Origin of the sequence: Roseicyclus mahoneyensis (assembly GCF_003148775.1) — a bacterium.
In the GTDB taxonomy this organism is placed as follows: domain Bacteria; phylum Pseudomonadota; class Alphaproteobacteria; order Rhodobacterales; family Rhodobacteraceae; genus Roseicyclus; species Roseicyclus mahoneyensis.
Window position 1 is genome coordinate 338,111 of the sequence record NZ_QGGW01000002.1, and the last position, 16,173, is coordinate 354,283.

9 protein-coding genes and 1 riboswitch are annotated in these 16,173 nt (G+C 66.5%); of the genes, 5 read left to right on the plus strand and 4 right to left on the minus strand.

Annotation, left to right across the window (positions count from 1 at the left end; genetic code table 11):
• On the minus strand, positions 1-1,827 hold the full coding sequence (locus tag C7455_RS06550) for a TonB-dependent receptor plug domain-containing protein (protein WP_170119012.1): 1,827 nt from the start codon (positions 1,825-1,827) through the stop codon (positions 1-3).
• A 137-nt stretch (positions 1,828-1,964) separates the two neighbouring features.
• A riboswitch (cobalamin riboswitch) is annotated at positions 1,965-2,157 on the minus strand.
• 128 nt (positions 2,158-2,285) lie between these two features.
• Between C7455_RS06550 and C7455_RS06555 the strand changes: the two genes are divergently transcribed.
• Positions 2,286-3,098 carry an alpha/beta hydrolase gene (locus C7455_RS06555; protein WP_109666848.1) on the plus strand — a complete coding sequence of 271 codons (813 nt, stop codon included), beginning with the start codon at positions 2,286-2,288 and terminating at the stop codon, positions 3,096-3,098.
• On the opposite strand, the gene C7455_RS06560 is transcribed toward C7455_RS06555, so the two are convergent.
• Entirely contained in the window at positions 3,083-3,517 is a 435-nt protein-coding gene (locus C7455_RS06560) for a MarR family winged helix-turn-helix transcriptional regulator (protein WP_211315453.1), read from the minus strand. The genes C7455_RS06555 and C7455_RS06560 overlap by 16 nt on opposite strands.
• Positions 3,518-3,895: 378 nt before the next feature.
• On the opposite strand from C7455_RS06560, the gene C7455_RS06565 reads away from it, so the two are divergent.
• The 4 genes from C7455_RS06565 (at position 3,896) to C7455_RS06580 (ending at position 8,512) form a co-directional block, all read left to right on the plus strand.
• Positions 3,896-5,050, plus strand: coding sequence for a phosphoserine transaminase (locus tag C7455_RS06565; protein ID WP_109666685.1), 1,155 nt, complete (start codon positions 3,896-3,898; stop codon positions 5,048-5,050).
• A gap of 99 nt (positions 5,051-5,149) precedes the next feature.
• Positions 5,150-6,745 carry a phosphoglycerate dehydrogenase gene (gene serA, locus C7455_RS06570; RefSeq protein ID WP_109666686.1) on the plus strand — a complete coding sequence of 532 codons (1,596 nt, stop codon included), beginning with the start codon at positions 5,150-5,152 and terminating at the stop codon, positions 6,743-6,745.
• Positions 6,746-6,838: 93 nt separating this feature from the next.
• Complete coding sequence (locus C7455_RS06575) at positions 6,839-7,312, plus strand: MarR family winged helix-turn-helix transcriptional regulator (RefSeq protein ID WP_109666688.1); 474 nt, start codon at positions 6,839-6,841, stop codon at positions 7,310-7,312.
• Between the two features lie 24 nt (positions 7,313-7,336).
• Positions 7,337-8,512, plus strand: coding sequence for an acetyl-CoA C-acyltransferase family protein (locus C7455_RS06580; RefSeq protein WP_109666689.1), 1,176 nt, complete (start codon positions 7,337-7,339; stop codon positions 8,510-8,512).
• Positions 8,513-8,569: 57 nt separating this feature from the next.
• Here the strand turns inward: C7455_RS06580 and pbpC are convergent, their stop codons facing one another.
• Complete coding sequence (gene pbpC / locus C7455_RS06585) at positions 8,570-10,612, minus strand: penicillin-binding protein 1C (RefSeq protein ID WP_109666691.1); 2,043 nt, start codon at positions 10,610-10,612, stop codon at positions 8,570-8,572.
• A complete protein-coding gene (locus C7455_RS06590) occupies positions 10,609-16,017 on the minus strand; it encodes an alpha-2-macroglobulin family protein (protein ID WP_109666692.1) in 5,409 nt (1,802 codons plus the stop codon). Before C7455_RS06590 ends, pbpC begins: the two co-directional genes overlap by 4 nt.
• Positions 16,018-16,173 lie beyond the last annotated feature (156 nt).

Consider the following 16,173-nt stretch of genomic DNA (forward strand, 5'->3'; position numbering starts at 1 on the left):
TCAGAACCGGGCCCGAAGGCCGAGGTAGAAGGCCCGGTCGGAGGTGCCGTAGCCACGCGTCAACTGGTATTGTTCGTCGAGAATGTTGTCGATCCGCAGATAGGCATCGACATCGTCGCTCAGGGCGTAGGTGAAGGTTGCGTTCGCGATAGTATAGTCGCTCAGAGTCGGGCGGTTCCACACAGATTGCACAGACAACGCCGCTGACAGCCGCTCGGTCATGTCGCCCGTCAGGGTCAAGGACAGGTCGTTCTCAGGGAACTCAAGGTTCCACGCGTTTCCGGCCGTAAGGGGCGGGTTGCGTCCGGTCGTATACGTATAGCTGCCGTCAAGACGCCACGCGTTCGTGATAGGTGCGCCGAATTCCAGTTCCACGCCCCGGCGGCGGACCGTGCCGGGCACCTGCGCGTAGGGAAAGGGGAAATCGATCAGATTGTCGGTCTGGTTGTAGAACAGCGTTGCCCGCACAAAGGCATCCTGCGCCAACCGCCGTTCCACGCCCAGATCGAACGAGTGGCTTTCTTCAGGTTGCAATGTCGGTTCGCCGAAAGGCCCGTAAAGTTCGTAGAGCGAAGGTGCCCGGAAGCTTTGCGCTGCAGACGCGCGAATGATCCACGCCTCGTCCGGTCGCCACGAGGCCGCAAAGCGTGCCGAGGTCAGGCCACCAAATTGCGAATGGTCATCGTAACGCAGGGTTGCCGACAGGTCGAAGCTGTCGTTGGGCGACCACGCCAGCTCCCCGAAGAGCCCGACAGTCTCGCTTTCACCGCCGCCTGGGCCAAAGGTTCCTCCCTGCGAGAAAGTCTCGCGCGTGGCATCGAGCCCGAACCTCAGCGAAGTCGACTGGTCGAGGTCAAGCGCGCCGAGATAGCTCAGTGCGATCCGCTCGCCGGTGTATATGTTCTCCGCCGGGCCGAATGTGGTCGACCCCCGGACATCGCGTTCGATCTGATAGTAGGTGGCGGCAAAAGTGCTGTCGACTGCCCCGGTCGGCAGTTCCAGATAGGCGCGCAAACCGAAGCTGTCATTGTAGGACACCTCATCGGGCGAACCGTCCGATATCGGGAACTGCTCGTCGAACTCCACCCGTGCGCTTTCGACAAAGGCGCTCAGCCCGACGCGGCCGCCATTCGCCAGATCATGCCCGAGCGAAAAACTCAGCCGGTTCGATTCGAACCCGTCAGCTTCGGTATTGCCGTCATTCTCGTCGGCGGCAGAAAATCCGTCGGTCTGCGTGCGCGTCAGGGTCAAGGCATAGTCCAGCGGACCTTGCCGAACCGCAACTCCATAGCTTCCACGGTAGCTGTTGTAGCTGCCTGTCTCGATACTGGCGAACTGGTTCACGCCCTCTTCTTCGGCACGGAGGGTCGTTATGTTGATGACGCCGCCGATCGCCTCCGAACCGTAGATCGCAGATTGCCCGCCACGCAGCAGTTCGATCCGGGAAATGTCGGATGTGGTCAAGCTGCCGAAGTCAAAGGCCGCCTGCGGGCCGGACAAATCGCTGACGTCGATCCCATCCACCAGCACACGGACATAGTTTTGCCCGGCACCGCGGATGGTGATCGAGGTCAGAGACCCGATCGGGCCGCGTGCGCGCACATCGACGCCGGGAAGGCGCGCGATATAGTCGATCACGCGGGTTTCCCCGGTCGCCTCAAGTTCCTCGCGGGTGACGACCGATACGGTCGCGCCGGTTTCCTCCAGCGTGGTTTCGCCGAATTCGGCCGAAAACACGATCTCCCCCAGATCAAATACGGATTGCGCCGGCGCCATGGCCGGGAAAAGCAACGCCAAGGGCAGCGCGGCCGTTATGTGGTGTTTCATATAGCCCCCTCGCGGGCCGTTTGGCCCGATTGGTTCTGATGCAATGTTCTTGAGGGGGGGCAGACAGACCCCTCCCGTGAACGGTGAAGCGTCACCACAACGGAAGGGTCCGTTGCCCATGGCGCCCACCGCGCCCGGACAGGGTGATCACTTCGGCAGGTCTCCTGACTCGCGGGTCATCGCGTGGGCCGGGCCTTCCCGGGGTGTCCCCCAGTGGCATGTGCCGGTCACGCTCGCCGCTTACAGTTGCGGGGGCAGTCGCGGATTTGAACCGCGTTCCCTTTTCACCGGACGATGTGAATCGCCCGGACCGAAGCAGTGTCACGCTAACGTGACAGCCGGTCTTGGCGCAAGACCGGAAGGTGGGGGATGGGGCGGGCAACGAAAGTGCCGCAGGCGGCTTGCATTGCGGGCAGGCTTGCGACTTTCTGGCCTCCGACGACGTGAGGGAGCCCTTGATGCCGATCACCGATTGGGATGATGCCTATGCCAATGCCGCCCATATCCCGGATGCGGAGCGGTTTCTGACGGATTGGCCCGCGCGCACCGCCGCCTTGCGCACCGGTATCACCCCCGGCCGGCTCCGCTACGGGCCCGGCGCGCGGCAGACGATCGACCTTTATCGACCCGAAAGCGCCATTCAGGGTCTCACAGTGATTGTGCATGGCGGCTACTGGATGCGGTTTTCGCCCGATGATTTCGGCTTTCTGGCCGAGGGGCCGCTGGCCCATGGGCAGGCCGTGGCGCTGGTGCGCTACACGCTGGCGCCCGACGCGCGTATCGCCGCCATCACCGCCGAGGTCGCGGCTGCGATCGGCGTGGCGGCGGAGGCTGTGTCGGGGCCTGTCACCCTGACCGGGCATTCAGCGGGCGGGCATCTGGTGACCCGCATGGCCTGTCGCGGGGTGCTGCAGGATGCGCTTGCGGACCGTGTCACGCATGTTGTTTCGGTATCCGGGGTGCATGATCTGCGCCCGCTTCTGCGCACGCAGATGAACGAGACGCTGCAGCTGGACCCGGCCGAGGCTGAAGTCGAAAGCCCTGCTCTGCTGATCCCACGCGACGGACTGAGGGTGACCTGCGTTGTGGGTGGCAATGAACGGCCCGAGTTCATCCGGCAGACCGACCTTTTGGCGAATGTCTGGTGGGGGCTTGGGGCCGAGGTGCGGGCCGTGCATCTGCCCGGCCTGCATCACTTCGATGTCATCGACGGATTGGCCGCGCCAGATGGCGATCTGACCCGGATGCTGCTGGATCAGAGCCTGCCGTAAAGGTCGCCCACTGCGGTCTTGAGGTTGGCGCGATCCTCGGGGCCCAGATTGTCGAGCATGGAGGATTCGACCTCGCGGGCGGCATGGCGCAAGCGCGCGACCTCTTCGGTGCCCTTGTCACTGAGCTGCACGACCAGCCTGCGCCGGTCGGCATTGTCGCGCACGACGTGGATCATCTCGAGATCTTCGAGCCGCCGCTGGGCCCGGCTGACGCGGGCGGCATCCATGGCGGTCAGGGCGCACAATTCATGGCTGGAGCAGGGCTGATGTGCGGGCAGCGCCATCATGATGCGCCATTCGGGCACCTGAAGACCGGCCGCGATCATGATGCGCTGGAATGCGCGCGACGCGATCACCGACATCTGGAACGGCAAGAAATCCGTGAGGTCGAAGGTTAGGGTTTGGGCCTGGTCTCTCACGCGCCTACCGATTGTTTTAGGTTAAGGTCACTCTCCCCTGAGTTTAGCGTCGGGCGTGCGGCGACGGCAAGCAGAATGTCCAGTGAACTGGACAGGTGTTGTGTTTGAATGGCACGACAGAAAGGATTTCTTTCGTGAGATCAAAATCCTATGATGAATGCCGATATTATGGGCGGAATGCCGCAGCTCTGCACGGCAGTCGGTTGAGCCGTGCAAAGAGGACGGCGTTTCCGATCGGCACCGCCGACGCAGGCCGGGTCGCGAAAAACGACGCTTGAGCTGCATTTTCCGTCTTGTCGCAGCGCCGCGCCCGCCGTAGACGCGGCGGTGGGACACCCTTCCCCAACGAAGGGCACATATCTGAGAGGGTATCAGATCATGGCACCGACCAAACCGGCAGCGCGCCCGGACAATGCGCGTTTTTCCTCTGGCCCCTGCGCCAAACCCCCCACATTTGTGCTGGATCAGCTTGCCGACGCGCCCTTGGGCCGGTCGCATCGCGCATCCGTTGGCAAGTCCAAGCTCAAGGCGGCCATCGACCTGACGCGCGAGATCCTTGGCGTTCCAGCAGATTATCGCATCGGAATCGTTCCCGCGTCTGACACCGGCGCGGTCGAAATGGCGATGTGGTCGATGCTTGGCGCACGACCCTGCACCATGATCGCCTGGGAAAGCTTTGGCGCCGAATGGGTCACCGATGTGGTCAAGCAGCTCAGGCTGGATGCCACCGTCCTCAAGGCGGGCTACGGTGAGATCGTCGATTTGACCCAAGTCGATTTCGACACGGACGTCGTATTTACCTGGAACGGCACCACGTCGGGCGTGCGTCTGCCCAATGGGGATGCGATTCCCGTGACCCGCGCCGGTCTGACGATCTGCGACGCGACCAGCGCCGCCTTCGCGCAGGATCTGCCGTGGGACAAGCTCGATGTCACCACCTTCTCGTGGCAGAAGGTGATGGGCGGCGAAGCCGCGCATGGTATGCTGATCCTGTCGCCCCGCGCCGTCGAACGGCTGGAAAGCTACACCCCCGCATGGCCCCTGCCCAAGATCTTCCGCCTGACCAAGGGTGGCAAGCTGATCGAGGGCATCTTTGTCGGCGAGACGATCAACACGCCGTCGATGTTGGCCGTCGAGGATTACCTTGTCGCTTTGGCATGGGGCAAATCGGTGGGTGGTCTGCCCGGCCTGATGGCGCGCGCCGATGCCAATGCGAAGGCCATCTTCGATTTCTGCGAGGCGCGGGACTGGATCGACAATCTGGCGATTGACCCAGCGACGCGGTCGAACACCAGCGTTTGTCTGAAATTCACCGATCCCCGCATCACCGATGGCGCAGCCTTTGCCAAGTCGGTCGCCAAGCGGCTCGAATCCGAAGGCGTTGCGCTGGATATCGGTGCCTACCGCGATGCCCCTCCGGGTCTGCGGATCTGGTGCGGTGCGACGGTGGAAACGGCGGATATCGAAGCCATGCTGCCGTGGCTCGATTGGGCCTTCGTGGTAGAGATCGAGGCGCTGGCGCAAGCCGCCTGACGGTTTGGTGGGCAGATTGCCCACCCTGCCCCCAACACATTCGTCGGGTGGGCAATCTGCCCACCTGCCCGCCATATTCCCATTTCAAGGACCACACCCATGGCCCCCAAGGTTCTCATATCCGACAGCCTGTCGGACGCTGCCGTCCAGATATTCAAGGATCGCGGCATCGACGTCACCTTTGATCCCTCGATCGGCAAGGACAAGGACAAGCTGCTGGCCGTCATCGACCAGTATGACGGCCTCGCCATCCGGTCGGCCAGCAAGGTCACGGAAAAGATCATCGCCGCTGCGACCAACCTCAAGGTGATCGGGCGCGCAGGGATTGGCGTCGACAATGTCGACATCCCCGAGGCGTCGAAAAAGGGCATCATCGTGATGAATACGCCCTTCGGCAACTCGATCACGACGGCCGAGCACGCCATCGCGATGATGTTCGCCACAGCCCGCCAGATCCCTGAGGCCAATGCCTCGACCCATGCCGGAAAGTGGGAGAAATCCCGTTTCATGGGCGTGGAACTGACCGCCAAGACGCTGGGCGTGATCGGCGCGGGCAACATCGGCTCCATCGTCTGCGACCGGGCGCGTGGTCTCAAGATGAAGGTCATGGCTTATGACCCCTTCCTGTCCGAGGATCGCGCGCGTCAGATGGGCGTGGCAAAGGTCGACCTCGACCAACTGCTGGCGCAGGCCGATTTCATCACGTTGCATGTGCCCTACACCGAGAAAACCGCCAATATCCTGTCGGCCGAGGCGCTGGCCAAGACCAAGAAAGGCGTGCGCATCATCAACTGCGCGCGCGGTGGTTTGGTGGATGAGGCGGCCTTGGCCGAATTGATCAAATCCGGCCATGTCGCAGGCGCGGCCTTCGACGTCTTCGCCGAGGAACCGGCGACCGAGAATCCGTTGTTCGACCTGCCCAATGTCGTCGTGACCCCGCATCTGGGCGCCGCCACGACCGAGGCGCAGGAAAATGTCGCCCTTCAGGTCGCCGAACAGATGGCCGATTACCTGCTGACCGGTGCGGTGTCGAACGCGCTGAACATGCCGTCGGTGACCGCGCAGGAGGCCGCGATCATGGGGCCCTGGCTGAAGCTGGCGGAATACCTCGGTGCTTTCGTCGGCCAGCTGACCGACGAGCCGATTGAGACGATCGAGGTGGTCTATAACGGCATCGCCAAGGACATGAACCTGAAAGCGCTGAACTGTGCGGCCATCGCGGGCGTGATGAAGGCCACGAACCCTGACGTGAACATGGTCTCGGCCCCGATCATGGCCAAAGAGCGGGGGGTGGAGCTGTCGACCACCACGCAAGACAAGACTGGCGTGTTCGATGGCTACATCCGTCTGGTGGTGACCACGCCCACGCGCACCCGGTCGATTGCCGGTACCGTGTTCAGTGACGGCAAGCCGCGCTTCATCCAGATCAAGGGCATCAATATCGACGCCGAGATCGGGCAGCACATGCTCTACACCACCAACAAGGACGTGCCGGGCATCATCGGCACCTTGGGCCAGACGCTGGGCGAGAATGGCGTGAACATCGCCAACTTCACGCTCGGCCGGTCTGTGCGCGAAGGTGAGGCGATTGCGCTGCTCTACCTTGACGAACAGCCGCCCGCTCATGTGCTGGCCAAGCTCAAGGCCACGGGCCTGTTCCAGCAGGTCCGCCCGTTGCAGTTCGACGCAGCCTGAGCCGCCAATACCAACGGCCCGCTGCTTCACCTTGCGGCGGGCCTGTCTTTTGCGCATGCTTCGATGCATGTGCAACGATCAGGCGGGGTACCGATGCCCGATCCCTTCGTCCTCGACGGCTTTCTGCCCTATCGTGTCGCGGTGACTGCAGGCCGCCTCAGCCGCGAATTTTCCCGCGTCTATCAGGAACGCTTCGGCCTTAGCCGTGCCGAATGGCGGGTCATGGCGCATCTGAGCCAGGAGGCCGAGGTATCGGTGCGCGAGATCCACGCCCGCGTGGACATGGACAAGTCCAAGGTCAGCCGCGCCGCAACACGGCTGGAAGAGGCCGGGATCATCACCAAACGTATCAGCGACAGCGATCGGCGGCTGGTTGTCCTCGGCCTGACCGACAAGGGTGCTGTGATGATGGCCGAACTGGCCGAAGCGGCGGTGGCTTATCATGCCCAGCTTATCGTGCGGCTTGGGCCGGGGGCGACGGCCTTTCTCGCCGGGCTGGAGGCGCTGGGCGATGCGGACGGAACGCAGCGTCACGCTGGTCACACTGGCGCGGATCAGGGCCAATAGGCCCGAACAAGGGAGGGAAGATCCATGGACGAGATTGTCATCCTGTCAGGCGCACGAACCGCCATCGGCACCTTCGGCGGGTCGCTGGCCGCTGTGCCGCCGACCAAGCTCGGCGCCATTGCCGCAAAAGCCGCGCTGGAGCGGGCCGGCGTCGAGGGCGCACAGGTCGGACATGTCGTGTTCGGCCATGTCATCAACACTGAGCCCAAGGATATGTACCTGTCCCGCGTTGCCGCGATGGAGGCGGGCATTCCCGATACGGTGCCGGCGATGAACGTGAACCGGCTGTGCGGGTCCGGCGCGCAGGCCATCGTCTCGGTGATCCAGTCCCTCGCCATGGGCGACGCGCAGTTCGGGTTGGCCGGCGGGGCGGAAAGCATGTCGAACGGGCCGCATATCCTGCCTGCTGCCCGCTTTGGCCAGAAGATGGGCGATGTCCGCGCGCTCGACATGATGATCGGGGCGCTGCACTGCCCCTTTGGCACCGGCCATATGGGCGTCACGGCAGAGAATGTCGCGGCCGAGCATGGGGTCAGCCGCGAGGCGCAAGATGCTTTTGCGCTGGAAAGCCAGAGCCGTGCCGCCCGTGCGATTGCCGAGGGGCGGTTCCGCGATCAGATCGTGCCGGTCGAGGTGCGGGTGAAGCGCGACCTCGTGCCCTTCGACACCGACGAACATCCCAAGGCGACGACGGCCGAGGCGCTGGCAGGTCTGCGCCCCGCGTTCCAGAAGGATGGCAGCGTCACCGCCGGCAATGCGTCGGGCATCAACGATGGTGCGGCGGCGCTGGTGCTGGCGCGCGCCGAGGCGGCCGAGGCGTCAGGTTTGACGCCCCGCGCCCGCATCATCGGCTACGCCCATGCGGGCGTGCGCCCCGAGGTGATGGGCATCGGCCCGGTGCCCGCAGTGGAGGCGCTGCTGGCGCGCACGGGCCTCAAGATCACCGATTTCCACGTGATCGAATCGAACGAGGCCTTCGCCGCGCAGGCATTGGCGGTGAACAAGGGTCTGGGGCTGGATCCGGCAAAGGTGAACCCCAACGGCGGGGCCATTGCGCTGGGCCATCCGGTGGGCGCGACTGGCGCGATCATCACCGTCAAGGCGATGCATGAGCTTGAGCGCATCGGCGGGCGCCGCGCGCTCATCACCATGTGCATCGGCGGCGGTCAGGGTATCGCGCTGGCGATCGAGCGCATGTGAATTGGAGGGTGGGCGATCTGCTCACCCTGCGCGTGTTTGGTAGGCAGATTGCCCGCCCTACGGCGTCGCCAGTTCCACGGCGACCCGCGCAGCGCGCCCCTCCGCGTCGATCACGGTCAACTCGCCGAACCCCACGCCCGGTGCCTCCAGCATCACCTCGCGGTCGCCCGCGCCGGTGGCCACCGGCGCGCCGTTCCAGAGCCATGTGAAGGGCGGCGCGCCCTCGGCGACGCGGGCCAGCACGGGCAGTGTCGGGTCATGGGCCAGCACGACACCTGGGGGCGGAAAGACGATCTCGGGCGCTGTTGCATCCGCCCCCATCCCTGCGCGTTGCAAGGGCGCGGGGAGAGCGCCCCAGCCCACGGTCAGCGCGCCGGGCGGCGGGCCTGTGCGCGGTGTCATGGGTGCGCCCAGTCGGGCAAAGGCCTCGAACAGTACCGGTGCCGACACCTCTGCCCCGAAGGCGCCCGGCACGGCCGCCCCGTCGGCGCGGCCAAGCCATACGCCCACCACATGCCGCCCGTCATAGCCGAACGCCCAGGCATCGCGGTGACCATAGCTGGTGCCGGTCTTGTAGGCCAACTGCACCCGAGGGGCGGTCGGTGGCGGCGGGACATCGCCCAGCACATCGCCCAGATACCACGCGGCCACCGGCCCCATCACCCGCGCGCCCTCGGCCATCGGGTCATCGTCTCGCCAGCGCAGATCGACCGCCGTGCCACCCCGGGCCAGCGCGGCGTAGAGGCCCATCAGATCTTCCATCCGTGTCCCAAGGCCACCCAATGCGATGGCGAGCCCCGCGCCCCCGTCGCCCTCGGGCAGGCGCACCTCCATCCCCGCGCGGCGCATCGCGGCCAGCATCTGTGCAGGACCCATGGCATCGAGCAGCGCCACGGCGGGAATGTTGAGCGAGGTCTGCAGCGCCTCGGCCACGCTGACCTCGCCGCGAAAGACGTTGTCGAAATTCTGCGGTCGGTAGCTGCCGAAGCCGGTGGGCCGGTCGGCAATCCGGGTCTCGGGATGAGCAAGCCCCGCGTCGAAGGCGAGGCCATAGATCAGCGGTTTCAGGGCCGAACCGGGGGACCGCACGGCCTGCGTCATGTCGACGAAACCCTGCCGCGCCATGTCGGTGTAATCGGGCGATCCGACCGAGGCGAGGATTTCGCCCGTGCGGTGGTCCAGCACCATGATTGCGGCGCTCATCTGCGGCCCCTGCCCCTCGACGGCGCGGCGGGCAAGCTGTTCCATCCGGCCTTGCAGACCAGCCTCGAGCGTCAGACGGTGGGTGCCCTGCGTTGGCCGCTGGGTCAGCGCGCGGTCAGCCAGATGAGCGGCCAGCACCGGGAAATCGCGGCGAAGCGTCGGGATGGGGGCGGCGCGGGCCCATTCCACCTCGGCCTCGGTCAGGCCGGTGAAGCGCACGGCGCGGTCCAGAACCCGGTCGCGGGCGATGCGCGCGGCCTCGGGGAAACGGTCGGGGCGGCGGGAGGATGGCGCCTGCGGCAGCGCCACCAGCAGCGCTGATTGCGCGGCGGTCAGGCGGTGGGGTTCCACGCCGAACCAAGTGAGGGTTGCGGCGCGGATGCCCTCGATATTCCCGCCATAGGGCGCGAGGTGCAGGTAGAGCGTCAGGATCTCGTCCTTGCCGAGCCGCCGTTCCAGCGCCAGCGCCAGCCGGATCTGCCGGATCTTTCCTTGCCACACGCCGGTGCCCGAGTTCTCCAGCAGCCGCGCCACCTGCATGGTCAAGGTGGACCCGCCCGACACCACGCGGCCCGTCGTCACCGCCTGCCAAGCCGCGCGGACAAAAGCGCGCGGGTCGACGCCGTGGTGGCGGTAGAAGCGCCGATCCTCGTAGGCCACCAGCATCTCGACAAAGCCCGGATCGACGGCATCGAGGCTGACGGGCAGGCGCCAGCGCCCGTCCTCGACCGTATAGGCGCGCAGAAGATCGCCGTTGCGGTCCAGCACCTCCACCCCGGTTTGCAGGACCAAGGGCGGGATATCCGTCTCGTCGATCCAGTCATCGAGCCAGAGCGTCGCGCCGGTGACGAACAGCGCGACAAGGATCGCAAGCGTGCCTGCGATCTGGCGGATCATTCGGCCACCGTCACGCGCCCCGATGCGGTCTGGGCACGATAGGCGGGGCGATACATGTCCTCGACGCTGGCGGCGGGGTGGTGGAAGTCGCCGGGCGTGACAGCGCGCACGATATAGGCCAGCCGTAATGAGCTATCGCCCCGGTTGTCGATGGCGGCAAGGAACCGATCCTGCCGAAACTCGGTATGTTCGGCCCATGCGTTCAGGTCGAGCCCCTGAACCGCCCGGATATCGCCCGAGGTCAGCAGGTTGGGGTTGTCGATCTCGAAGCCTGCGGGCAGCGGGTCGGTGACCATCAGCCGCCCCTCGGGCGCACCCAGTGGCGTGACGGTCAGCACCGTGACCAGCCGTGTGCCTTGCGCAACCGTCGCGGGATCGACCGGCTGGCCGTCGAGGTTCAGATAGGCCCGGTCGATCCGGTAGCGGTTACCGAAGGCTTGCGTCGCGCCCTCGGGGATGCCGAAGCGGGTGACGGTAAGCACCTCGTCGCCCGTCCCGGTATTGGTGACCATCCGCGTGGTCGTGTCGCCCGCGCGGACCGCTTGGATCAGCGGACCGTTGATCGCTGCACCGTCGAGCGTCAGACCCTCGGTTGCAGGATTGTCGATCAAGGCATGGGCTGCCAGCAGGGTCCAGACCGCTTCTTGCGTGGACACGACATCGGAGGCTGTGCTCAGCGACGTGTCGGGGATCGCATCCGACCCCGCCGCGGCGGCCAGCGCGATCAGGCCGGCGGCATCGCGCGCCACGGTGCCATAGTCGCTGCGCCAGACCTCGGGCAGCGGGTTGGTCTGCATGCCTTGCAGCATCGCGTAGCCCGCGCGGAACATCGCATCGGCGCGCGGCTGGTCGCCATAAAGCGCGAGCGCCGCGCCCAGTTGGCCAAGGGCCAGCGGGGTGGCGAAATTCCCGGCCTTCACATCGGCGTAGTAGCGCAGGTCGCCCATGCTGGCCTGACCTTCGCGGGCGAGCACCATGAGGACATAGGCCAGCCCTTCGCCGCCATCCTCGAAATCGGGGTGGCTGGCGACCTGATTGGCAAGATTGTCGAGCGCGAGGGTGAAGGCGATGGCGGGTACGTCATGCCCTTCGGCCCGAGCGCGGGAGAGGAAATCGGTGACATAGGCGTCAAGCCACAGATCTCCGTCGCTGGCCCACCAGAGGCCGAAGCCGCCATTGCCCGACTGGTTCACCAGCACGCGGGCGATGGCATTGTTGATGCGCGCATCCAGATCGGCGGCGGTGCCAAGGTCCAGCGCCTCGGCCACCGATGACAGGTAGAGAAGCGGCATGGCCTGACTGGTGACCTGTTCCGTGCAGCCCCAAGGGTAGGCATCAAGCCGCGCCAGCAGCCCCGCCGCGTCGAAGCGCGCGAGCGGACCAGCCGCCAATGTCGCCCGGCCCGTGCCGGGGCGGAAGCCGGACAGGAGCGTGGCGTCGATGGGCAGGCTTTGGCCGGGGGCAAGGGTCAGGCGGGTGGTTTCCGCCACCTCGGGGTCATTGACCTGCACCGGCAACGATAATGTGCGGGTCAGGGTCCGGCCACCCGGCAGAGTGGCGGTGACGGTGATCCGCTCCTGCCCGGTCGCGTCCCCGGCAGTGACCGGGATCGTCAGCCGCGCGGTTTCCAGCGTGCCAAGCGTCACGGGGGCAGTGGATGTGCTCAAAGACAGGCCCGCGGTCGATGAGATCGCAAGCGTCACCTCGCCTGTCGGCCCTTCGGCGTGGGACAATTCCAGCAGCATCCTGCCCGTGTCGCCCGGCGCAAGGAATCGCGGCAGGCTGGCCGTGACCACGACAGGGTCGCGCACCAGCACATCGCCCGACGCTTGCCCAACGCCCGTTTCGGACCATGCCATCGCCATGACCCGCACGGTGCCGTTGAAGGCGGGCAAGTCGAACCGGGCGCGCGCGATACCATCGGCATCCACGGTCAATGCGCCGGAGAATTGGGCCAGCAGCTCCTCGGTCGGCGGCGGGGCCTGCATGCGCAGGCCCGCGCCCGCGTCTCCGCCTTGGCGGATGCGCCCCTCGGCGCCGTCGCGGGCGTCAATGAGGCGACCGTAGACATCGCGGAAGGCGACGCCAAGCCGGCGCTGGCCGAAGTAATGCGCCTGCGGATCGGGGGCGTCGAAGCCGGTCAGGTTGAGAATGCCCAGATCGACGGCGGCAATGCTGGCATGGACCGTCTCACCGGGCCGCGCGCCCTCGACGCGCAGGGCAACCTCCAGCGGGCCGCGCGGTTCTGCGGTCGCGGGCAGGTCCAGCGTGGCGGTCAGCGCGCGGTCGCCCGGTGCCACGGTCGCATGCGCCAGACCCAGCGAGCGGGCGGGCACGGGGCCCGAGACGGTCGACAGCGGCCGGATCAGGGTCGCGGTGACATAGGCGCCGCTGCCCCACTCCTCGGTCACGGTGAGGGGGATGGTCATGGGCTCTTCGCCGACCGTCACGATGCGCTGTTCGATCAGGCGGTTCGACACGACCTGCACCAAGGCGATGCCACCCTGACGCGGCACGATCCGCAGATTGGCGGTGTCGCCGGGGGCGTAGGCGGCCGCGTCCAGTGCAATCTCCAGCACGTCGGGTGTGTCGGTGCCGCTGGCCGCGCCATACCAGCCCGCGTCAAAACCGACAGAGGTAAGCGAGAACCCTTCGCCTGCCGTTTCCACACGCAACTCGTAGCTGCCCCAATCGACGGGCAGGTTCAGGGCCACGGGTTCCGCGCCCAGCACAGCCTCGCCGGTGGCGATGCGTGCGCGAGTGGTGACGGGTTCCCACGACCAGTTGCCGTTTTGCTGATACCATTGGTAGCGCAGGTCGACGCGGTTGAGCGTCCAGCGGGCCGGCAGGGCCTCGGCCCCCACGGCGATCAACTGGAACCCTGCCTCGGCCCCTTCGGGAAGCGTCTCGTCGAACAGCGGGCGGATGCCGATCATCGGCGCATCGGGCAGGACGGGCCGTGTGATCCGGCGTTCGACCGGGCGGCCCGAGCCTTCGGTGATCGTGGCGGTCACGGTCAGGGTCGCGGGCTGAGGTGCGCCGCTGAGGGTCGGGATATCGATGCGGGTATTCCCAGCGCCTGTGGCATCGGTAGCCAGCGCCGCAATCCCCGCGAATTCCGGCTGCGGCTGCTGGTCGTGGCGCCCGAAACGGTAGCCCGGGTGCGCGTCGAGTGTTGTGGCGGGGCGCAGCGCCACTTGCCCCTCGACGGTCAGATCAGCGGCGGGCGCACCAAAGAGGTAATCGGCTTGCACGCCCAGCATGGGCCGGTCGCCGGGGGCAAAGGGGCCACCTGCCATCGACAGCACCATGTCGAGCCGTTCTGGCAAGAAGTCCTCGACCAGCACGGTGCGCGTCGCCAGCGCGGGCGCATCCGGGTCGGCATGCAGCGCCAGCCGCCATGTGCCGCGCGGCACCTGCGCGCCGATGGGCAAGGAAAAGACGTAGCCACCCGCGCCGACCTCGGTCAGGACGTGGCGGCTGTATTCCACGCCATCGGCGCGGGTCAGGATGGCGGTCAGCGGCAGGTCGGTTATGGCCTGCGCCCGACCGTCACGAGCCAAGGCGGTCGCATGGATCACCTCGCCTGCGCGATAGGCACCGCGGTCGGTGGTGAGGAAGACATCAATGGCCCCTGCGGGCGCGCGCCCCTCGACGCCGCGATCCGAGAGATCAAACTCTGCCTCGCGCAACGACAGAAAGGCGAAATCCGTCTCACCATCGCGCACCGACACCAAAGCGGGCGCGGCGCTGCCCTGCCCGCGGGCAAGACCCGCCTCGAACCGGGCATAGCCGTCGGCATCGGTGATGGCCTCGGCCAGCACACGGTTTGAGTCTGCCACCAGCGCCACAGTGACGCCCGCGCGCGGCCCGGCATCGGCCAGCGCGCGCACCATGACATGCACCCCATCCGCGCCCGTCATCACCGACAGGCCCAGATCGCTGACAAGAAACCACTGCGTGGCAGGCGTGCCGAAGTCGCCCGCGCCGCCCACCCGCGCCTGAAGCGCGTAGACCCCGGGCGCAAGCCCGGCCATCACATCGCCCATCGGCAGGCGCGTCGTCACGGCGCGGTTTTGCGCGCGTGCGACATCCGCCTCGCCCTGCCAGACCACTTCGGCCAGATCGCGGGCGAGGAAATCGAACTGCCAATCGCGCAAAGGCTGGCCGAAATACTCGTCTTGCAGGGTGCGCAAGATGTTGCGGTCGGACACGGCATAAAGCGTCAGATCGACCAGATCGGCATTGACCGCGACGATGGGCAGGGCCGCGCCCTCGCTTGCGGGCAGGATATAGGCGCGGCCCGCGAACCGGACCGAGGGCGCGCGGTCGCGGACGTATTGACGGACGGGAACGGGGGCACGCAGCACCTCGCCCGAGGCGGCGGGCAGGCCCGCGCGCAAGGTGAGATCGTAGCGCGACCCATGCTGGACGCCCGAAACACACAGCTGCTGCCCCTCGGCCTCGGCACTCAGGCCGGGCGTGGTGGTCTGGAGGTAATCGTCCCAGACAACGCCGCCTGCGGCCAGCGTTTCGGAAAACACGGCACAGATGCGGGGAAAATCTGTGTCCAGATCGACCAATGTTTCGATCATCCGGAACCCGTAGAGGCCCAGAACCCGGTCAAGCGCTTGGGTCCGCACAGGGCTCGCGGCCTCCGCCACGGCAAGTCTGAAGGTCGGGACCGTGTCGCGCCCGCGGCCCTGACGTTCCAGCGCCTCGGCCAGCACGTCAAGCGCGTTGGCCAGATCCGTTCCCGGTGCGGCGCGCAGGCTGGCGTTGATCGCGGCGGCGAAGGCTTCGGCCTCGCGCTGGCGGCGTTCGCTGCTTGAATTGCTGTCCATGCTCAGCAAAAGCCGCGCGTGATCGGCCCAATCCTGCGCCAGATCGCCCCGCGAGGCTGCGGCCCCGTACATGCGCATCGCGCCGGAGAGGTTCCCTGAGGATTCTTCGCGCAGAGCCGCCTCGCGCCAGTCCTGCGCGCTGAAGGGACCGGCGTAATGCGCGCGGCCCATGCCCAGAGCCTGCTCGCGCGCACTGGCAAGGTCAGCTGAGGTCAGAAAGGACAGCGCAGCCAGCCTTGCGTCGAGCCGGGCCAGCACGGCTGGATCGGTGGCAAACACCTCGCCCGACAGCGCGCCATCATAGGCCACGGGCGCGCCAATGGTGGATTTGGGGAAACAGGACCCGTTGCGCCCGTTGTAGGTGAAACCGACACAGTCCGGATCGGCGCGGCAGGCGGCCTCGCAGGCCGAAAGCGTCGTGTCGAGGATCGGGCGCAGGTCGCCGCCGGGGAAATCGACATCGCGGGTGATCGACACGAAGCGGTCGGGGATCGCTTCATGCGCGGCGGCCGAAAACGGCAACACAAGCAGCGCGGCGAGAACGGCGGCGGACAGGCGCATCGGAACCTCGCTTGGGTGGTGACGAACACGGTTCAGACTCTGGCAGCGCCGCTTCCCGCTGTCGATGATTCCCCCGGCCAAAGGTGCGGCAAGTGGGGTTAACCGCATGTTCAGCGGCGCCTGCCAGATTGCCTGAAAAAGGCGCGGCATTGTGGG

What these genes read in the sequence shown, in the direction of transcription:
- C7455_RS06575 (WP_109666688.1), top strand. Translation starts at nt 6,839, where the DNA reads ATGCCCGATCCCTTCGTCCTCGACGGCTTTCTGCCCTATCGTGTCGCG.
- serA (WP_109666686.1), top strand. Translation starts at nt 5,150, where the DNA reads ATGGCCCCCAAGGTTCTCATATCCGACAGCCTGTCGGACGCTGCCGTC.
- C7455_RS06580 (WP_109666689.1), top strand. Translation starts at nt 7,337, where the DNA reads ATGGACGAGATTGTCATCCTGTCAGGCGCACGAACCGCCATCGGCACC.
- pbpC (WP_109666691.1), bottom strand. Translation starts at nt 10,612, where the DNA reads ATGATCCGCCAGATCGCAGGCACGCTTGCGATCCTTGTCGCGCTGTTC.
- C7455_RS06555 (WP_109666848.1), top strand. Translation starts at nt 2,286, where the DNA reads ATGCCGATCACCGATTGGGATGATGCCTATGCCAATGCCGCCCATATC.
- C7455_RS06590 (WP_109666692.1), bottom strand. Translation starts at nt 16,017, where the DNA reads ATGCGCCTGTCCGCCGCCGTTCTCGCCGCGCTGCTTGTGTTGCCGTTT.
- C7455_RS06550 (WP_170119012.1), bottom strand. Translation starts at nt 1,827, where the DNA reads ATGAAACACCACATAACGGCCGCGCTGCCCTTGGCGTTGCTTTTCCCG.
- C7455_RS06565 (WP_109666685.1), top strand. Translation starts at nt 3,896, where the DNA reads ATGGCACCGACCAAACCGGCAGCGCGCCCGGACAATGCGCGTTTTTCC.